An 18790-nucleotide genomic window follows, 5' to 3' on the forward strand; every position below is an offset into this window, starting at 1 on the left:
AGCCTGATCCGGCCTGCCTGCAGCCGGACTTCATTACCCAAGCCATCCCGCTTACTCCGCGATTTCGCGGAGGGATTTCATGCACCGACAAAAACGACAAGAAGAGGTACATCACCATGAAACAAGGCCAACCATTGCCGCCGCGTTCAACCTTGGTCTTCCTCCTTCCCCTGCTGGGCCTGGGTGGTCATGCCCATGCAGGGGGCTTCATCGAGGATGCCGAGGCACGCCTGTCCCTGCGCAATTACTTCATTACCCGCAACTATGTGAACGACGCGCGCCAGGGCAAGGCCCAGGCGTGGACCCAGGCGTTCATGCTCGACACCAGCTCAGGCTTCACCCCGGGGCCCGTGGGGTTCGGCCTGGATGTGCGCGGGCTGTTCGCCGTCAAACTCGACGGCGGCCGCGGCACCGGGGGCACCAGTTTGTTGCCGATCCACGATGACGGTCGACAGGCCGACAACTTCGGCCGACTGGCCGTGGCCGCCAAGGCCAAGGTATCGAGCACCGAACTCAAGGTCGGTGAATGGGTACCGCAATTGCCGGTTCTCTATGCGGATGAGTACGGCCGGACCTTGCCGCAGACTTTCAAGGGCGCGCAGGTCACCTCCACGGAAGTGGATGGCCTGACCCTGATGGGCGGACGCTTCACACAAACCAGCCAGCGCGACGACGCCAGCATGGAAGACCTGCCTGCCTTCGGCGCCACCAGCGACCAGTTCAATTTCGCCGCTGGCGAATACGCCTTCAATGGCGGCAAGAGCCTGGTCGGGCTCTGGCATGCCCAGCTCAAGGACATCTACAGCCAGGAGTACATTCAGTTCAAACACTTCCAGGATGTTGGCGACTGGGAGTTGGGGGCACGCCTGGGTTTCTACATCGGGCGTGAGGACGGCAGCGCGAAGGCCGGCGACCTGGATAACCGCACGTACTCGGGGTTGCTTTCTGCGCGGCTGAAGACACACACGTTCTACGTCGGATTGCAGAAACTGGAGGGCAGCAGCGACTGGATGACCGTCGACGTGACCTCCTCGGATGGCGAGTACCTCGCCAACCATAGCTACAGCAGCAAGTTCGATGCGGCAGGGCAACGGTCCTGGCAAGTCCGTTATGACTACAACTTTGCCGGACTGGGTGTGCCGGGCGCCTTTTTCATGGGGCGCTACATCAGTGGCGACCACGTCAACGCTGGCGACAACAGCAATGGCAAGGAGTGGGTGCGGGAACTCGAGGTGGGCTACGTCATCCAGAGCGGCCCCCTGAAGAACCTGGGTGTGCGCTGGCGCAACAACACCGCAAGGCGCGACTGGATGGATTACAACTTCGACGAGAACCGCGTCATTGTCACCTACCCGTTGTCGCTGCTCTGAGTTCACAAAAGCATCAGCGCACCCGTCCTGGCGACGGGTGCCACTGAGTCGTCACAGGCAGCCGGGTTCTACACCTGGCTGTTCAGCCAGGCCCGCCAACCACCCCAGGCGCTGATGTCCACGGCCCCTTCAAGGCCGCTGCCCTCACAGATGAAACCGGTTTCCCAGCGTCCATCCGCCAGCTGAACTTTCCCCAGCCCCAGGGGCGCCGGGATACCTTCAAGGAACGAACCCAGTTCGCTACTCGGGATCTCCCACACCTCGACAGCAATCGCCACGCCGTCTTTCACCCGGACCATGCCCGGACGCTTCACGGCGCCGCCGGGCAGGGCGTACAGGCGATAGTGCGGCGCGCTTTCAGTAGCCTCGATCAACCGGCCAGCACGCTGGGTAAGCTGGCCGTTCAGCGGCAGCCCGGCCAGGTGTGCACCACAGACAACGATCCGCGAGCGGTCGTTGCGCGCCGGGCGACCCACAGGCGCACCACCTTGATAGGCATGCGAGACGCTGAGCAGGTACTGATCGGTGAAGGCGCGCCCGAACAGCGTCACGCCCCACGGCAAGCCGTTGGCCATGAGCGCGCTCGGCACAGCCACGGCCGCATAGTCGAGCAGGTTCATGAAGTTGGTGTAGTAGCCAAGCTCGGCGTTGCGCAGTACCGGCTCTGCTTGCAGTTCAGCCAACGTTACCGGCCGCCCGATGGTCGGGGTCAGTACGCAATCGAGGTCGGCCATGATCCGGTCGCATTCGGCCTTGAGCGCCTGCAGACGGTACTGGGCGCGGAAGGTATCCACTCCTGAAACTTCAGGCGCCTTGCGCAGCACCGCGTGGATCACCGGCAACAGTGCCTCGGGCTGGCGCTGGGCCAAGGCGCCCACCACGCTGTAGCGCTCGGCCACCCACGGGCCTTCGTAGAGCAGACGCGCGGCTTCCAGGAAGGGCGACAGATCGATGTTCACGGCCTCGCCGCCCAGGGCTTTGAGCCGTTCGACCGCAGCAGCGAACAACGCCGGGCCTTCGCTGCAGCCGAAGAACTCCAGCTGTTCGGTGGCCGGTACGCCAAACCGGAACGGTCGCAGGTCGCCAAAGCTTGCGCCCTGGTTCCAGCCCGGATTGCCGCGGCTGTAGGCGTCCGCCGTATCAACCTGGGCGATCAGTGCCAGCAGTGCGCTGGCTTCCTCGGCGGTGGCGGTGAAGGTGGTGACGCAATCGAGGGTCCGGCACGCCGGGACCACACCCGCCGTGGACAGCAGCCCTTTGCTGGCCTTGAGGCCCACCAGGTTGTTCAAGGCGGCCGGCACCCGGCCGGAACCGGCGGTGTCGGTACCCAGGGCGAAACTTGCCAGTCCGAGCGCGACGGTTAATGGCGAGCCGGCACTGGAGCCCCCGGACGGGTAGTCGGGGTGCACGCTGTTGCGGCACGCGCCGTAGGGCGAGCGCGTGCCGTTCAGACCCGTTGCAAACTGGTCGAGGTTGGTCTTGCCCAGCGGGATGGCACCCAGGTCGATCAGCCGTTGCACCACCGTGGCGGATTGCTCCGGTACATAGGCAAAGGCGGGGCAGGCTGCGGTGGTCGGGATGCCGGCAAGGTCGATGTTGTCCTTGATGGCGAACGGCACCCCATACAGCGGCAGGTCTTCCGGGCGACGGGTTTCAAGTGCTGCGAGGTAAGGTTCAAGCTGTTCGGCGCTGAGCAGGTGGATGAACATCCGATAGTCCGGGTTCAGCTGCTCGGCGCGTTCGCGCAGGGTCAGGATCAGCTCACGAGCGGTGGTTTCACCGCTGAGGTAGCGGGCTTTCAGCACACTCAGGCGCAGGTCGGTGTTCATGCGGGTTCTCCAATGCTCACAAGCGCTTCTACAACGACAAGGGTCTGCCCGGCACGTACCGGTGAACCCGGCTCCACGCGGACCTCGCGCACGGTACCGGCACAGGTTGCCAGTACCGGGATTTCCATTTTCATCGACTCGAGCACCACCAGCGTGTCACCGGGCGCGACCTGCTCGCCCGGCGCAACCTGCACCTGCCAGAGGTTGCCGGCAATCGGGCTTTCGACCCCGGCATGACCGGCAGGCAGGGGCAGTTCGTCGGCTGCCGGGGCCATCGCCTCGGTGCTTTCGAAGTGGGCCTGGCCGCTGTCGATCCAGCGTTGGCGTTCGGCCTCGAAGGCGCTTTTCTGCTGGCTGCGGAAGGCGTCGATGCCCTGGCTTTCGCGGGCCAGGAATGCCTGGTAATCCGCCAGGCGCAGCTGGCTGTGCTCGATCGCCAACGGATAGCGGCCCAGCGGAAAATCGCGGCGTATGGTCAGCAGTTCTTCGGCGCTGACCGGGTAGAACCTGATCTGATCGAAAAAGCGCAGCAGCCAGGGCTTGCCATCGAAGGCGTCGACCTGACGGTAGCGGTTCCACATCTGCAGGGTGCGGCCAACGAACTGGTAGCCGCCCGGTCCCTCCATGCCATACACGCACATGTAGGCGCCACCAATGCCCACCGAGTTCTCTGCGGTCCAGGTACGGGCAGGGTTGTATTTGGTGGTGACCAGGCGGTGACGCGGGTCCAGCGGCGTTGCCACCGGAGCGCCCAGGTAGACGTCGCCCAGGCCCATCACCAGGTAGCTGGCGTCGAAGACCGTACGCTGTACTTCGTCGAGGTCCGGCAGGTCGTTGATGCGGCGGATGAACTCCAGGTTACTCGGGCACCAGGGGGCGTCCTTGCGCACGGTGGTCATGTACTTCTCGATCGCCAGCTGGCAGGCCGGGTCATCCCAGGACAGCGGCAGGTGCACGATGCGCGAGGGCACCTGCAGGTCCTGCGCAGTGCATACCGCTTGCCAGTGCCCCGAGACTACGGCGAGCAATGCCTCCAGTGGCAAGGTCTCGGGCTGGTAGTGCACCTGCAGCGAGCGAATCCCCGGGGTCAGGTCGATGACGCCTTCGAGTGCGCGGGCTTCGAGGGCCTGCATCAGCGCGTGGCCACGAAAGCGCAACACCAGGTCCAGCTCTGGCGCACCGATTTCCAGCAGCAGGTGGGTGTCGCCGGCCAGGCGGGCGACCAGGCGGGTGTCGTCCTGTCCGATGTCCAGCACGATTGGCGACTGCAACGGGCAGCCGAGCACGGGTGCGCTCAAGGGCGCGGTGACCGGCAGGGTGGCCAGCTGGCGCGCTTCAGCCAGCGGGGTGGGGATGAAGCGGACCTTGTCGCCGGCCTTGAGCTGGCCGAGTTGCCACAGGTCGGCCTCGATGACCGTGACCGGGCACACGAACCCGCCCAGGCTCGGGCCGTCCGGGCCGAGGATCACCGGCATGTCACCAGTAAAGTCCACAGCACCGATGGCGTAGGGGTTGTCGTGAATGTTGGAGGGGTGCAGACCGGCCTCGCCACCATCGGCGCGTACCCACTCGGGTTTCGGCCCGATCAGGCGCACACCGGTGCGGCTCGAGTTGAAATGCACTTCCCAGTCGGTGGCGAAAAACGTCGCGATGTAGGCTTCGGTGAAATACTCCGGTGCCGCGTGCGGCCCATAGATCACCCGGACCTGACGCACCGGCTCGAGCGCGGGCGGGGTGTCGAGTGCGTGGCCGAACGAGAAGTCGGTCAGTGCGTTCAGGTGCAGGATGTCTCCGGCGCGCAGTGCCCGGCCGCCATGGCCGCCGAATTGCCCGAGGGTGAAAGTGCTCTTGCTGCCCAGGTAGTCCGGGAGCTGCAGGCCGCCGCGCACGCACAGGTAGCTGCGCGCGCCGGCACCGCTGACGCTGCCCAGGCTCAGCACCGAACCCGGGCCGACATACAAGGCGGTGTTCAGCGGCGCAGTCTGGCCGTCGATTGCCAGCGGTAATGCCGCACCCGTCACGCAGACCACCGCATCGGTGTTGAATCGCAGGGTGGGGCCGCTCATGGTGATTTCCAGGCCCGCCGCCCCTTCGGGGTTGCCCAGCAACAGATTGCCCTGGCGCAGCGCGCGGCTGTCCATGGGGCCTGACGGCGGTACCCCCACGGCCCAGTAGCCGAGGCGGCCGGGGTAGTCCTGCACGCTGGTTTGCGTGCCGCCGCTGAGTACTTCGAAGGTCTCGGCGCGATAGACCAGGCCTTCCAGGCAGCGGGTCCACGGTGTTCCGGAAGCAAAGGGGGCGTCGGCAATGATCTGGCGCAAGTAGTTGCGGTTGGTCTCGACACCGTACAGCGCGCTGCGGGCGAGGGCATCGTCGAGTTGCTGGCAGGCCTGTTGGCGATCGGCGGCCCAACAGATCACCTTGGCGATCATCGGATCAAAGTACGCGGGGATCTCGCAGCCGGCTTCCACCCAGGTATCGATGCGCAACGCCTTGCCGTCGGCAGGCGGAAAGTCGACATGGGTGAGCAGCCCGGGGCTGGGTTGAAACGCCTTGCCCGGGTCTTCGGCATACAGCCGGGCCTGCACCGCATGGCCGCTGGGTGCAAGCCCGGCGCGCAAGGTGGCGAGGGGCGGCAGGTCGCCGGCCGCGAGCTGGATCATCCAGGCGACCAGGTCGACGCCCCAGACCTGCTCGGTCACGCCATGCTCCACCTGCAGCCGGGTGTTGACCTCGAGGAAGTAAAAGCGCTGTGCGTCACTGTCGAAGACAAACTCGACGGTACCGGCGCTGCGGTAGTTCACCGCTTTGGCCAGTTTTACCGCGGCTGCGCACAGGGCCTCGGCCATGCCTTCCGGCAGGTTGGGCGCGGGTGTTTCTTCCAGCACTTTCTGGTTGCGACGCTGCACCGAGCAGTCGCGAACACCCAGGGCCAGCACCTCACCGGCGCCGTCGCCGAACACCTGCACCTCCAGGTGGCGGGCGCGCTGGATGTACTTTTCGATGAACACCCCGGCATCGCTGAAGTTGTTCTGGCCCAGGCGTTTAACCGTCTCGAAGGCCTCTTGCAGTTCTTCGGCGGTGTAGCACACGCGCATGCCGATACCGCCGCCACCGGCGGTGCTCTTGAGCATGACCGGGTAGCCCACCTGTGCCGCAGCAGCGAGCGCTTCGTCGATGCTGTCCAGCAGGTCGGTGCCTTCCAGCAGCGGCACACCCTGTTGACGTGCCAGGGCGCGGGCAGTGTGCTTCAAACCGAATACCCGCAAGTGCTCGGCGGTCGGGCCGACGAAGGCGATGCCGGCAGCTGCGCAGGCTTCGGCGAAGGCGGCGTTCTCGGACAGAAAGCCATAGCCTGGGTGAATGGCCTGTGCGCCGCTGGCTTTTGCCGCGGCGAGGATCTTGTCGACCATCAGGTAGGTGCTGGCGGCTGCGCCTTCGCCCAGGCTCAGTGCCTGGTCGGCCTCGGCCACGTGGCGGCTGGCAATGTCAGCCTCGGAATAGACGGCGACACCCTTGATGCCAAGGTCGCGCAGCGTGCGCAGTACGCGGCAGGCAATGGCGCCGCGGTTCGCGATCAGTAAGGTATTGAACATGACACGTCCCCTGGAGGCGCTTGAAGGCCCCGACTGGGTTGCGGGCCGTCCCGCAGTTTTGTAAATGTCTCAGGGTCGTCCCCGGACAACAGTCAGGTTCACTCGCTGCGGCGACCCGCAGGGTTTGAAGGGCGCTGGCCACTGCGGAACAGGCAGGCTGCGAACAGGCTCAGGCGCAGCCGGGTGATCAATGCTTTCAGTCCCATATCAGCAACCCCGCTGGCGTCGGGTTGTAGCCGTTGCAGGGGTTGTTGAGTTGCGGGCAGTTGGAGATCAGCACGATGACGTCCATCTCGGCGCGCAGCTGCACGTACTTGCCAGCCTCGGAAATGCCGTCTTCAAAGGTCAGGCCGCCTTCCGGGGTCACCGGCACGTTCATGAAGAAATTGATGTTCGGGCTGATGTCGCGTTTGCCCAGGCGGCCATCGTGGCAGCAGGCGCGCAGGTAGTTGTCGCGGCAGCTGTGCATGTGCCGCGTGTCGAGGGCATAGCGCACGGTGTTGCTTTCCTGCGCACAGGCGCCGCCGAGGGTGTCGTGACGGCCGCAAGTGTCTTCGGTGATGGTCAGCATCGGCCGGCCAAGGTTCGAGTACAGCACGCTGCCGGCACCGAGGTAGACATTGCCCTGGCGGCGCAGGGTGCGCTGGACGTCGTAGCGCTCGCGCGGGTTGGTGGCGCTGTAGAACAAGGTGTCGATCGCCTGGTTGCCCTCAAGGTCGAGGATGCGCAGGGTTTGCCCGGCTTTGACTTCGGTCAGCCAGGGCTCGCCCGCGGGAATGATCGACTGCGACACAGCACTGTCGGCGTGCAGGGTAGGGTTCATGGTCCGGGTCCTCAGGCAAACAGGCGTTGGGTGTTGATGAAACCGCGCACGTTCTCCGGGCGCGAGGTGCGGCAGTGCTCGGCAACCGCTGCGTCGGCTTGGGCGAAGCGCAGGTGCACGGGCTTTGGTGCGTAACCTGTGTCCGGGTCCAGCGGATGCTGCAGCGCGGTGACCACGAACAGGGTGTCCATCGGCGCGTAGAGTTCGATGTAGTCACCGGCCTTGGCGTTGCCGCTGGCAAAGTGCAGCCCGCCATGGGCGTCGACATCCACCCGGCTGAACAGGTTGAGGGGCATGGTCAGGTCGGCCAGCTGCAGGTCCCACTTGCCCATCTCCACCAGCAGGTTGTCGTTGCCGTTGCGTACGAAGGCATTGCGCCGTTCCTGGTAGCGGCCCTGGCCGTACTTTTCCGTCACCTCCTGGGCGTTGAGCACGCCGCCCAGGCTGTCGCTCCAGCCGCAGGTGTCATGGGTGATGGCGGCCAGCACCCGGCCCATGTCGGAGTACAGGCAATGGCCCGCGGTGAGCTTGGCGGTGTGCTGGCACTTGAGCGTGTCGGGCAGGTTGAGGCGTTCGCTTTTTTCGTTGGCGTTGAACAGCATCAGGCTGACATTGGCGCCGCCTTCCAGGTCGGTGAAGCGCACCAGCTGCCCGCGCTTGAGGACAAAGGACAAATGCCCGCCACCGGGCAGGTGTTCGTCGGCAAAAACATGCGTTTCGGTCATGGGGTCAAATTCCTGGTTGCGGTTGAAGTGTGCGCAGGGGCGCGGCCTTGACGGCGCTTGGCTGTGTCTGGGCTTTGTTCGCCAGCGGCAGGTCGTAGGTCACCCGTGAGCCAAACGCGTGGGGGGCGTGCGGGTCGTAGCGGGTTTTGTCGAACACCAGCAGGCGGCTGCCGAGGCTGAAGCCTTCGCTGAGATCATGGGTGACCATGAACACCGTCAGCCGGGTTTCTTGCCACAGCTCAAGGAGCAGGGCGTGCATGTCTTTGCGGATGCCGGGGTCCAGGGCGCCGAAGGGCTCGTCGAGCAACAGCACCTTCGGTTTCATGATCAGCGCCTGGGCGATGGCCAGGCGTTGCTGCATGCCGCCGGAGAGTTGCGCCGGGTATTTGTGCTGCGCCGGTCCCAGCCCCACGCGGGCCAGCAGGTTCGCCGCCTGCTCGCGCGCGTCGCGCTTGTGGCGGCCGCGCAAACGCCCAAGCAGCGGTGCGCGCGACAGTTCCAGGCCGATGGCGACGTTGTCCAGCACGCTCAGGTGCGGGAAAACCGAATAGCGCTGGAACACCACGCCGCGGCTCGGGTCGGGCTCGGCGGCCAACGGCTGGCCACCCAGCAGGATCTGCCCGCGGCTCGGCCGTTCCTGGCCCAGCAACAAGCGCAGGAAGGTGGATTTACCGCAGCCCGAGGCACCGACCATGGTGCAGAACTCGCCTTCGGCAATGCTCAGGTTCAGGCCTTCGAGCACCACGTGGTCGTCGTATTGCTGCCAGACGTTGCGCACTTCGATAAAGCTCATGGGCGTGCTCCCTCGTACCAGGGGAAGGCGAGCCGGGTGAGGGTTTTCAGCGACCAGTCGGTCAGCCAGGCCAGCAAAGTGATCCACACCACGTAGGGCAGGATCACGTCCATGGCCAGGTAGCGGCGCACCAGGAAAATCCGGTAGCCGAGGCCATCCTCCGAGGCAATCGCTTCGGCGGCGATCAGGAACAACCAGGCCGAGCCCAATACCAGCCGCAGGGAAATCAGCAGACGCGGGGCCAGTTGCGGCACCACCACGCGGACGATGTAGGTCCAGGTCGAGGCCCCGAGGGTCAGGGCCTTGATGCGCAGCTCGGTGGGGATCTCACGGGCGCGCTGCTCCAGGTCACGGGCCAGAATCGGGGTGATGCCGATGACGATCAGCATCACCTTCGACAGCTCGCCCAAGCCGAAGACGATGAACAGGATCGGCAGGATCGCCAGCGGCGGCACCATCGAGACCACCACCATCAGCGGCGACAGGGGCGCGGCGAACAGCGGCAGCGTGCCGGCGATCACGCCCAGGCCCAGGCCGAGGGCGGCACTGATCAGCAACCCGCTGCCCAGCCGCTTGAGGCTGGATGCGGTGTCTTGCCAGAGCAGGTAGGCGCCGCTGCGCTTGTCTTCGGTGAAGGCCATCTGCTTGACCGCTTCGCTCATTTGCGCAGCGCTGGGCAGCAGCTTGTCCCGTGGGTTGTCGGCCAGCCGCTGCGCCGAGCCGATCAGGTAGGCACAGAGCAGCAGGGCAAACGGCAGCATGACCAGGAACAGGCGCGTGGACCGATCCGGGTGACGATTCAAAAGTCGCATGGCCAATCCTCGATCACAGCGTGCCGTCGGCAGCCATTTGCACGTAGTCGGTATCGAAGCGCAGCTTGAGGTTGCTCTGGTCACCGACGGTCACGCCTTTGGCGAAGCGCATGCCGACGGCGCCGCTGTCCTGCGCGCTGGCGCCGAGCAAACCGTGGCTGAAGGAGAACGTAGCGACCCTTTCCATGGTGCCTGGCAGCTGCGCGCTGCTGACGAAGTCCAGGGTGGTTTGCGCGGTGGCGAACAGGTGAGTAGTGGCGAGCTGGCGCTTGAACCCGGCAAGGTCGGTACCCGAGGCTTTGGCCATGTGCTCAAGCGACGCCTGGCCTGCGGGCGAGTCTTGCGCCATCAGCGCCATGACTTCGTACCAGGCGCCGGTCAGTGCCTTGCCCAGTGCGGGGTTGTCGTGCAGGGTCTGGGTGTTGACCACCATCAGGTCGAGGATTTCCCCCGGGATCTTGCTGGAGTCGAAGACCTGGGTGACCTCGGGCCGGGCGTTGATGTCGCCGAGCATCGGGTTCCAGGTGGTCACCGCCTGCACGTCATCGGTGTTGAAGGCGGCAGCGATATCGGCGTCGGAGGTGTTGACCACCTTGAGGTCGCGCTCGCGAAGCCCGGCCGTGTCCAGGGCGCGGGCCAGCAGGTAATGCGAGACAGACAGCTCGACCAGGTTGACGTCCATGCCCTTGAGGTCGGCCAGGGTTTTACCGCTGCCCTTGATCACCACGCCGTCGTTGCCGTTGGAGAAGTCGCCGATGATCAGCGCGGTGCTGTCGACGCCGCCGGCAGCCGGGATGGTCAGCGCATCCATGTTGGTCATGGTGCAGCCGTCAAACTGGCCGGCGGTGTATTGATTGATCGATTCGACGTAATCGTTGATCTGGGTGAGCTTGATGCGGATGCCGTATTTGTCGGCCCATTTATCGACGACGCCCTGCGCCGCCGCGTATTCCCATGGCATCCACCCGGCGTAAATGGTCCAGCAGATGTTGAAGTCGTTCTTGATGGCGGCCTTGGAAGAGAGGCTGGTCAACAGGACGATGCCTGTCAGGATCGCGGTCAGCAGTGGCTTTCGCATGGCAAGACTCCAGTTGGCGGTAGACGGTCGAGGAGCAGCGTGACCGCCCATTGCGTTGGGTGGTCTCTGTCTCCCGGGCTTTTATCCCGCCGTGTAACCTCAACTGGAGGTCGTCAGCTCTCGGTCCAGGCACTTGCCTGCGCAAGTCGGAACCCTAGCCAACCATTTACGAATTGTGGTGCGATAGCGCTCGCTACTCCTGCACACCCAGTGCTATGCCAGAGGCATGCCAGAAACGCCTGGCGTCTCGGGTAATACGCTGCAGCGCCCTGATTACGCGGCCCGCAGAACGAGAGGTGAGAGTCGCACGACGAATGGGCCGGGCGGGTTAAACGAGTGTGGTGCGTTCAATTGGTGCGTGGCGCACCTGAAGGGAGCGCAGGGGCGGGATCGGAGTTGATCAGCGCGAGAGGCGCAAGCGCCGGTCCGGTCAATGCCAGCACACAGCATGAGCTACGATGTACGAAACCGATTCTGGGAGGTGTCTTGATGAAAAAAATGCTGTTGGGCGCGTTACTGGTTTCTGCCACCGGCCTCGCCAATGCCGGCATTCCATTGGTCAATGCCACGTGCCCGGGAAACATCGAGGTCCATGCCGATGAGGGAGGACCGATTTACATCAACGGCAAGGAAAGCAAGCTGAAGAAATTCAACGATAACTATTTCGAAGCCAAGGGCAGCGGGGTCACCATCTCGTTGTCGATCAATCCCGATGGTTCGGCGAGCGTGTCGTACACCGGGAAGAACAAAGCCAACGGGATCTGCCAGGTCAAGGGATAGTGGCGAGGGGACTTGCGCTCTGGTCGGCTCCGACTGAGCGCAAGCATGGCCTGCCTCAATAGCCGCCACCGCCCATGCCCCCCATATTGGAAGGAGGTTCCCTGTTTTTTTGCTGGGCGCGACTCCATTCGTTACAGGTCATGAAGCTCTTGTGATCCACTTTCCCGTCGTCATCAAAGCTGACGCTATAGGGTTGCTTTTCACCTGACTGGGTAAGCATGTAGTCGAAGCAGGTACCGGGTACCACGGTTCGCTCGGAGGCGGTCAGGGGCTTGCCGCCAATTTGCAGGACTTGCTCCTTGCTCATGCCGGTTTCGACCTTGGCGACCAAGGGCTGGCTGCGATAGACATAGGAATCGGTCGAGCAGGCGCTTACGGCTGACAGCACGGCGATCAGCGCGAAAACAGGTTTGTTCATGGCAGTGCTCCCGGTGGAGAGTGTCGGGAAGAAACACCAGGGGACATCAGTAAAAGTAAAGTCGATGTGGGAAGCAGCCGCAACTGTTGGTCGGGCAACAGCAAGCCGACTGACTCAGCGCCCGGTGATGAGCCTGTTCATCGCCGGGCACAGGCAATCAGTCCAGGTCGCTCGCCGCGTGCCGCTCCGGCAGCTGGCTGGCTTCGTCGCCCCAGGTGCGGTTAACCCGTTGCCCACGCAGCACCGCAGGGCGCTGCGCAATAGCCTCTGCCCAGCGCCGTACGTGGGTGTATTGCTGCACGTTGAGGAATTCGCCGGCCCCGTACAGGTTGCCGCGAACAAGCTGGCCATACCACGGCCACACCGCGATGTCGGCAATGGTGTAGGTGTCACCGGCCAGGTAGGTGCTGTCGCTCAAGCGGCGGTCGAGCACGTCCAGCTGACGCTTGGCTTCCATGGTGAAGCGGTTGATCGGGTATTCGAGCTTTTCCGGCGCGTAGGCATAGAAATGCCCGAAGCCGCCGCCCAGGTAAGGCGCCGCGCCCATTTGCCAGAACAGCCAGTTCAGGGTTTCGGTGCGTCCGGCGGGGTCGCCGGGCAGGAAGTGGCCGAATTTTTCGGCCAGGTACAGCAGGATCGAGCCTGATTCGAATACGCGGATCGGCGGCTCGACGCTGCGGTCCAGCAAGGCCGGGATCTTCGAGTTGGGGTTGACCTGCACAAAGCCGCTGGAGAACTGGTCACCGTCATTGATGCGGATCAGCCAGGCATCATACTCGGCCGCGCTGCAGCCAAGCGCCAGCAGCTCCTCGAGCAGGATCGTCACCTTGACGCCGTTGGGCGTGGCCAGCGAGTACAGCTGAAGCGGGTGTTTGCCCACCGGCAGCACCTTGTCATGGGTCGGCCCGGCCACCGGCCGGTTGATGTTGGCGAACTCGCCACCCGAAGGGGCATCGTGCGTCCACACCTTGGGTGGCACATAGGCTGCAGCTTTGCTCATGGGGTAATCCTCCTGATTGGCTGGCTGTACTGTTGCTCAGCTGTGCAGCAACTGCAAGGTACTGAGCACGCACACCGAGGCATCGCTGGCGGCGGTGGCGCTGGTGTAGTCGACCTGGTTGTAGACCCCGCCATGGAAATTGAAGGTTTGCGTTTTCCAGTTGCTGTTCATGTGCAGCGAGCCGGTGCTGGCGCTGATGCCCTTGCATTTGGCCTCCAGGGTCAACACCCCGGTGTCACTGACCTGCACGGTGATGGCGAACACTGCGTTCAACGGCACATTGCTCAGCAGGGTGACGCTGGCCGGGGCCGCCTGGTTGAAGCTGGGGCGAAAGCCGTAGGTGATCTTGCCTTTGTTCCAGAACACCTTGAGCACCGGGCTGTCATCGTCTTTGACGTGCATCTGCGCGATCACCACCTTTTGCGCGTGGTTGACCTGGGTCAGGGTCATGACCTGGTGGCAACGATGGCGGTCGGCACTGGCCAGCGTCCAGTACTGGGCTTCTTTCCATTCGCAACGGGTGCGGTGCGTGCTTTTGCTGGAGGCGCCCTTGGTCGGTGCGGTGAAACGCACCGAGCCGTCGGCGAGGGTGCTGATGACCTTGGGGAAACGGGCCAGGGCCTGGGCGCCGGTGAGCTCCAGGGCAACAGGTTCGGCGGCGGAGGTGGCCACCGGGGTGGTGATGATCAGCTTGTCGATGTTGACGGTCATGGATGTTCTCCCGAACAAAAGTGAGACCTGAGTGTCTGTACGCTGCGACAAAATGTGTCGCAGGCGGAATCGAACTTATCGGCAAGCTAAATTTTCGTCAATGCTGGCAGCTAAATTAAATTAGCTTGCCGCGAAAAAGCCCGCACACGGCGGGCTTGTCCACTATGGCTTGATCACATGAACCAGCGGTACTCCCGGGCGCTGACGTCGTGCATGAAGGCCAGGTGGTCCTGGCGCTTGTTCTCGCAGTACACCATCACGAACTCGCTGCCCAACGCCTGGTTGACCACCGGGGGCTGGCGCATGGCGGCGACGGCACTGAGCATGTCCTTGGGAAATTCGATGCCGCTGCTGCGGTCTTCGTTGAGCGGGGCGATCGGTTCGCGGGCGGCATCCAGGCCATGTTCCATGCCGCTGAGGATCGCAGCCAGCACCAGGTACGGGTTGGCGTCGGCACCGGCCAGGCGATGCTCGATGCGCAGGTTGCGCGGGTCGGATTCGGGGATGCGAATGCACGCATCGCGGTCCTCGAAGCCCCAGCTCGCGCGGCTGGCGGCATTGACCATAGCGCCGTAGCGGCGGGTGGCGTTGTGGTTGGCGGCGAAGATCGGCATGCAGTGCGGCAGCAGCTCCAGGCAGCCGGCTACCGCATGGCGCAGGGGTTGCTGCTGATCAGCGGCGAGCAGGTTGTTGCCGTCGCGGTCATACAGGCTGACATGCACGTGCATGCCGCTGCCCGGTGCGTCGAGGTAAGGCTTGCTCATGAAGCTGGCGCGCATGCCGTGCTTGAGCGCCACGCCGCGGGTGCTGCGGCAGAACAGCGCCGCCCAGTCGGCGGCACGCAAGCCGTCGTCGCAGTGGCCGAAGTTGATTTCGAACTGGCCGGGGCCCAGTTCGGCGGTGATGACGTTGGCGTCCACCCCTTGTTCGTTGGCTGCCTCGACCATTTCACGCAGCACGTCGGAGTACCGTGACAGGCGTTCGATATGCATGTTCGGCTGATCGTCGGGGTCATCGCTGAACGGGTCGCGGGGGAACTGCGGCAGGCCGTCCTTGAGGCTGCGGTCGAACAGGTAGAACTCCAGTTCGAACGCCACCACCGGGCGAATGCCGCGTTTCTCCAGGCGCTTGAGCACCTGGGCGAGCACTTCCCGAGGCTCGAACTCGATGGGCGCCGAGGTGCCATCGGAGCTGATCAGCATTTGCCCCAGTGGCTGGTTTTCCCAGCGCACCGGCTTCAGCGTGCCGGGGATCAAGCGCCGTGGCGCATCCGGGTCACCGTCGTTGAAGCAGTAGTCGCCGATCGGGAACAGCCCGCCTTGCACGCCCAGCAGCACACAGTTCTGCGGGAGTTTCAGCGGGCTGCCGGCGGCGACTTTTTCAAGCATGTCGATGGGGTAGCGCTTGCCATAGAAATGCCCGGGAATGTCCAGGCTGATCAAGTCGACATAACGCACCTGAGGATGCTTGGCGCGAAACGCGCGAACTTCACTAAGCAGATCAGGGCAGTCATTTGTTGTTGTCATTACGTGCGATCCTGCGGCTTGTTTTCAACGGAATACCCAGAGCACCCGGGTCGTGTGTACGGTAAGGTTGGCGTAGCGGAACTGGCTGTGCGGCGGTAGCTGAAAACTGTCATTGACCCCGAGCGTGACCGGCTCGGGGTTGTCATCGAGCCAGATGCTCAGCTCGCCTTCGAGGACAAAGCCGCCTTGCTCGGAGCTGTCATCGAGGTGGCCTTCACCACTGCTGGCGCCCGGGGCCAGCAGGCTCTCGAGCATCGAAAAGCCGCCGGTGAGCTTGGGCGAGACCAGCACGTCGGTGATGCCGCTGGCGTAGTAAAGCGTGCGCCGCTCGCCAGGACGGGTCACCCAGTCGACTTCCCGCGGCTTGCTCAGGTTGTAGAAGTAGGTGGTGGGCACATCCAGGGTTTCGCTGATGGCAGTCAGGTCGGCCACGGTCGGGCGCGACAGGCCACGTTCTACCTGGGACAGAAAGCCCACCGAGCGGTCGATGCGCTGGGCCAGTTCGCCCAGCGTCAGGTTGCGGTGTTTGCGCAGGTCACGGATCAGGATCGCCAGGCCTTCGATTTCATCCTGCATGTCCATGGAGCTGTCCTCTCAAAGGTTGTCTCGCAGGCGGTACCAGGCCTTGGCCGCGGCTTCCAAGGGGGCTGCGAGCAGATCGCCGCCGGGGAAGCGGCCGTTGTCGATGGCCTGGTACAACGCCAGCAAATCGGTGTCGCCAAGGATGGCATCGCTGACCGCGCGGGCGCCAGCCAGGGTGGGCAGTACACCGTGCCCGGAAAAGCCCTGCAGCCAGTAGCGCTGGCCGCTGCGACCGATGTCCGGCGTGCGCCGCAGGCTGCAGTCGATATGCCCGCCCCAGGCGTGCTCGATGGCGACGCCGCGCAATTGCGGGAAGGCGCGTTCGAGCACCGGCCGGGTGGCCGCCGCGACATCCTCGGGAATGCCGCCCAGGTAGGTGCAGCCGCCGCCGAACAGCAGGCGGTGGTCCGGGGTCAGGCGGAAATAGTCAGGTACGAACTGGTTGTCGATCACGCAGCTGTTACGTGGCAGCAGCGAACGGGCCAGGGCCGGGTCCAGGGGCGCGGTGGCCACCTGGTAGGACCCCACCGGCAACAGGCGGCGCGACAGTTGCCGGTCGAGGCGGTCGATGTAGGCGTTGCAGGCCAGTACCAGCACATCGCTGCGCACGTCGCCGTGTTCGGTACGGGCGACGAAACCGTTGGCGGTTTCACGGTAACTGAGCCCCCGGGTCTGTTCATACAGGCGCCCGCCGGCTTCCTCGATGGCGGTGGCCAGCCCCTGGGCCAGTTTCAGCGGGTTGAGGTGCGCGCCTTCGGGGTCGTAGAGCGCGGCCTGGTAGCGCGGGCTGTCGATCCACTCGGGCAATTCTTCACGTTCGATCAGGCGCAGCTTGTCGTAGCCCCATTTTTCCACCGCCTCACGCTGAGCCTCGCGCAGCATGCCGACGCGGCGGGGCAGCACGGCGGTCCACAGGCTGCCTGGCCGGTAGTCGATGTCGAAACCGTGGCGGCCGGGGAGGGCACGCATTTCGTCGGCGGCCCAGCACATGCTGTCCCAGAGGCGGCGGGTGCGTTCCTGGCCCAGGGACTTTTCCAGCGGCCCCATGTCGCACGACCACCCCAGCAAGGCCTGCCCGCCGTTGCGCCCGGACGCTGCCCAGGCGACCCGGCTGGCCTCGAGCACGGTGACCCGTTTGCCCGCCAGCGCCAGGCGCAGGGCCGTGTGCAGGCCGCTGAAGCCGGCACCGATGATCAGCACTTCGGTGTCGAGCGAGGTGTTCAGGGTCGGGCGCAGGGGCAGGGGGCGGGGAAAGGTTTGTGCGTAATAGCTGGCGACATGCTGGGCGGATTGCTTGAACATGACGGGCCTCGTGAATTTTTATTGGTATATTTTCATGAAAAACTACCAGATAAATTTCACGAGTCCAACCCCCCACGGTTTACCCCAACCTGTAGGCGCGTGGCTTGCCCGCGAAAAACGACGCGGTGCATCAGGGGCTCCGCGGTGCCAGGTTCGCCGGCAAGCCTGGCTCCTACAGCCGCCGCGCGTTCCACACGAGCAACACCCGCGCCTGGATATGTAATTTCTCCAGCGCCGCCCCCTCGATCATCAACGGCGGATACAACGGATTATCCGAAATCATCCGCAACCCCCCGCCCGTCATGCGCTGCAAGCGCTTGACGAACAGATCGCCCTCCAGGCTGAACACATACACCGCATCAGTGCGCACCTCGTTGACGCCACGGTCTACCAGCAGCGCATCGCCGTCGTTGAACGTTCCGGCCATGCTGTCGCCGTCGCCGCAGATGATTGCCAGGTTATTCAGCCCCGAGTAACTGATGCCCTGGCTGCGCAGCCAGTCCTGGTGCACGGTCAGGTCGCGGATCACCTCGACATGCCCGGGTGGCGTGGTGCCGTTGCCCATCGAGCCACGAATATCGAAATGGGGAATGGTGACAAAGCCCGTCGGCAGCGCCGGGTCAACCAGCGGTACCTGGCCCTGCAGCACATCCATCCAGCCGCCGGGCAGGCCTTCAGCCGCTTCGATGCGGCGGGCGACTTCGTCACCGAGGTTCTTTTCGGTCTTGTGCGACAGGATCTGGCTCAGGTGAGCCGGGTTGATGCCCCAGCGTTCGGCGCAGGCGGCCTTGCGCTGGCTGCCGATCAACTGCAGCAGGTTGGTTTTGCGGATGTCGTGGATATTCATGGGCGCCGGCTGCCATTATTTAGCTATGTGCTAAACAGGCTAAACCAAAAGCGCCCACAGACAAAACCCGCTTACTGCACTTGCAGGCGCTGGGCCTGGGCCTTGAACAGGCGCTGACGCAGCAGGTCGTAGGCCCAGTTGTAGGCCATGGTGTAGGGCAGCATGAAGACGAAGAATCCGATCTCCAGCATGAACGCCTGCACCAGCGACAGGTTGAGCATGAACGCGGCAATCGGCACGCCGATGACGATAAAGCCGGTTTCAAAGCCACCAGCGTGCAGGGCCCGGACCTTGACGCTGCGGACCACCTTGTCCGCTGGCCAGAGGCGATCGAACACAGCGTTGTAGAGCATGTTCCAGAGCATCGCCACGCTCGACAGCACCAAGGTCAGGGCGCCCACTTCCAGCACCGAGCGGTTCATCAGCCAGGCGCCGATCGGGGCGCAGATCAGTACGGCAATGGCTTCGAACCCTACGGCGTGGACGACACGCTCGGCGAAAGATTTGTTGGACGCAATCATGACAACACCTGGGTGGTTGGTTTTGATGGGGTGATTGTCATCGGTTTTATGCGTATGTTAAAAATGGATTCCATCGA

The 18790-nt window shown here is 64.1% G+C and carries 17 protein-coding genes and 1 riboswitch; of the genes, 2 read left to right on the plus strand and 15 right to left on the minus strand.

From position 1 onward, the window contains the following. Positions 1 to 116: 116 nt before the first annotated feature. Positions 117 to 1370 (plus strand): OprD family porin, encoded by a 1254-nt coding sequence (locus tag I5S59_RS15085; protein ID WP_197877341.1) that lies wholly within the window; start codon positions 117 to 119, stop codon positions 1368 to 1370. 68 nt (positions 1371 to 1438) lie between these two features. Here I5S59_RS15085 and atzF read toward each other — a convergent pair whose 3' ends face one another. The 7 genes from atzF to I5S59_RS15120 form a co-directional block, all read right to left on the minus strand. Then, a complete protein-coding gene (atzF, locus tag I5S59_RS15090; RefSeq protein WP_197877342.1) occupies positions 1439 to 3199 on the minus strand; it encodes an allophanate hydrolase in 1761 nt (586 codons plus the stop codon). Continuing rightward, positions 3196 to 6795, minus strand: a complete 3600-nt coding sequence (gene uca, locus I5S59_RS15095) for an urea carboxylase (protein WP_197877343.1) — start codon at positions 6793 to 6795, stop codon at positions 3196 to 3198. The genes atzF and uca overlap by 4 nt, the downstream gene beginning before the upstream one ends. 196 nt (positions 6796 to 6991) lie before the next feature. After that, positions 6992 to 7618, minus strand: coding sequence for an urea amidolyase associated protein UAAP2 (locus I5S59_RS15100; RefSeq protein WP_197877344.1), 627 nt, complete (start codon positions 7616 to 7618; stop codon positions 6992 to 6994). Positions 7619 to 7629: 11 nt separating this feature from the next. Further along, entirely contained in the window at positions 7630 to 8343 is a 714-nt protein-coding gene (locus I5S59_RS15105) for an urea amidolyase associated protein UAAP1 (protein WP_197877345.1), read from the minus strand. Between the two features lie 4 nt (positions 8344 to 8347). Then, positions 8348 to 9136, minus strand: coding sequence for an ABC transporter ATP-binding protein (locus tag I5S59_RS15110; RefSeq protein ID WP_197877346.1), 789 nt, complete (start codon positions 9134 to 9136; stop codon positions 8348 to 8350). Beyond that, the gene (locus I5S59_RS15115) at positions 9133 to 9948 is read right to left on the minus strand and encodes an ABC transporter permease (RefSeq protein WP_197877347.1); all 816 of its coding nucleotides are present in this window, start codon (positions 9946 to 9948) and stop codon (positions 9133 to 9135) included. The genes I5S59_RS15110 and I5S59_RS15115 overlap by 4 nt, the downstream gene beginning before the upstream one ends. A gap of 13 nt (positions 9949 to 9961) precedes the next feature. Further along, on the minus strand, positions 9962 to 11026 hold the full coding sequence (locus I5S59_RS15120; RefSeq protein WP_197877348.1) for a putative urea ABC transporter substrate-binding protein: 1065 nt from the start codon (positions 11024 to 11026) through the stop codon (positions 9962 to 9964). A 68-nt stretch (positions 11027 to 11094) separates the two neighbouring features. Beyond that, positions 11095 to 11195, minus strand: a riboswitch (guanidine-I (ykkC/yxkD leader). Positions 11196 to 11515: 320 nt separating this feature from the next. Between I5S59_RS15120 and I5S59_RS15125 the strand changes: the two genes are divergently transcribed. Further along, the gene (locus I5S59_RS15125) at positions 11516 to 11806 is read left to right on the plus strand and encodes a hypothetical protein (RefSeq protein WP_197877349.1); all 291 of its coding nucleotides are present in this window, start codon (positions 11516 to 11518) and stop codon (positions 11804 to 11806) included. 55 nt (positions 11807 to 11861) lie between these two features. Here the strand turns inward: I5S59_RS15125 and osmE are convergent, their stop codons facing one another. The 8 genes from osmE to I5S59_RS15165 all read right to left on the minus strand — a co-directional run bounded on the left by osmE (position 11862) and on the right by I5S59_RS15165 (position 18713). Continuing rightward, positions 11862 to 12224: an osmotically-inducible lipoprotein OsmE gene (gene osmE / locus I5S59_RS15130; protein ID WP_197877350.1), complete on the minus strand. Its 363-nt coding sequence runs from the start codon at positions 12222 to 12224 to the stop codon at positions 11862 to 11864. A gap of 157 nt (positions 12225 to 12381) precedes the next feature. Continuing rightward, positions 12382 to 13224 (minus strand): glutathione-dependent disulfide-bond oxidoreductase, encoded by an 843-nt coding sequence (gene yghU / locus I5S59_RS15135; RefSeq protein WP_197877351.1) that lies wholly within the window; start codon positions 13222 to 13224, stop codon positions 12382 to 12384. 36 nt (positions 13225 to 13260) lie between these two features. After that, positions 13261 to 13935: a polysaccharide lyase family 7 protein gene (locus I5S59_RS15140; RefSeq protein WP_197877352.1), complete on the minus strand. Its 675-nt coding sequence runs from the start codon at positions 13933 to 13935 to the stop codon at positions 13261 to 13263. Positions 13936 to 14108: 173 nt separating this feature from the next. Beyond that, positions 14109 to 15461 (minus strand): glutamine synthetase family protein, encoded by a 1353-nt coding sequence (locus I5S59_RS15145; RefSeq protein WP_197877353.1) that lies wholly within the window; start codon positions 15459 to 15461, stop codon positions 14109 to 14111. Positions 15462 to 15485: 24 nt separating this feature from the next. Beyond that, on the minus strand, positions 15486 to 16043 hold the full coding sequence (locus tag I5S59_RS15150) for a helix-turn-helix domain-containing protein (RefSeq protein WP_197877354.1): 558 nt from the start codon (positions 16041 to 16043) through the stop codon (positions 15486 to 15488). 12 nt (positions 16044 to 16055) lie between these two features. After that, positions 16056 to 17345, minus strand: a complete 1290-nt coding sequence (locus I5S59_RS15155) for an NAD(P)/FAD-dependent oxidoreductase (protein WP_197877355.1) — start codon at positions 17343 to 17345, stop codon at positions 16056 to 16058. Positions 17346 to 17517: 172 nt separating this feature from the next. Beyond that, complete coding sequence (locus tag I5S59_RS15160; RefSeq protein WP_128326402.1) at positions 17518 to 18192, minus strand: S24 family peptidase; 675 nt, start codon at positions 18190 to 18192, stop codon at positions 17518 to 17520. A gap of 71 nt (positions 18193 to 18263) precedes the next feature. Next, a complete protein-coding gene (locus tag I5S59_RS15165; protein WP_197877356.1) occupies positions 18264 to 18713 on the minus strand; it encodes a multidrug/biocide efflux PACE transporter in 450 nt (149 codons plus the stop codon). Positions 18714 to 18790 lie beyond the last annotated feature (77 nt).

This window comes from Pseudomonas alkylphenolica, assembly GCF_016009175.1.
Classification (GTDB): Bacteria; Pseudomonadota; Gammaproteobacteria; order Pseudomonadales; family Pseudomonadaceae; genus Aquipseudomonas; species Aquipseudomonas alkylphenolica_B.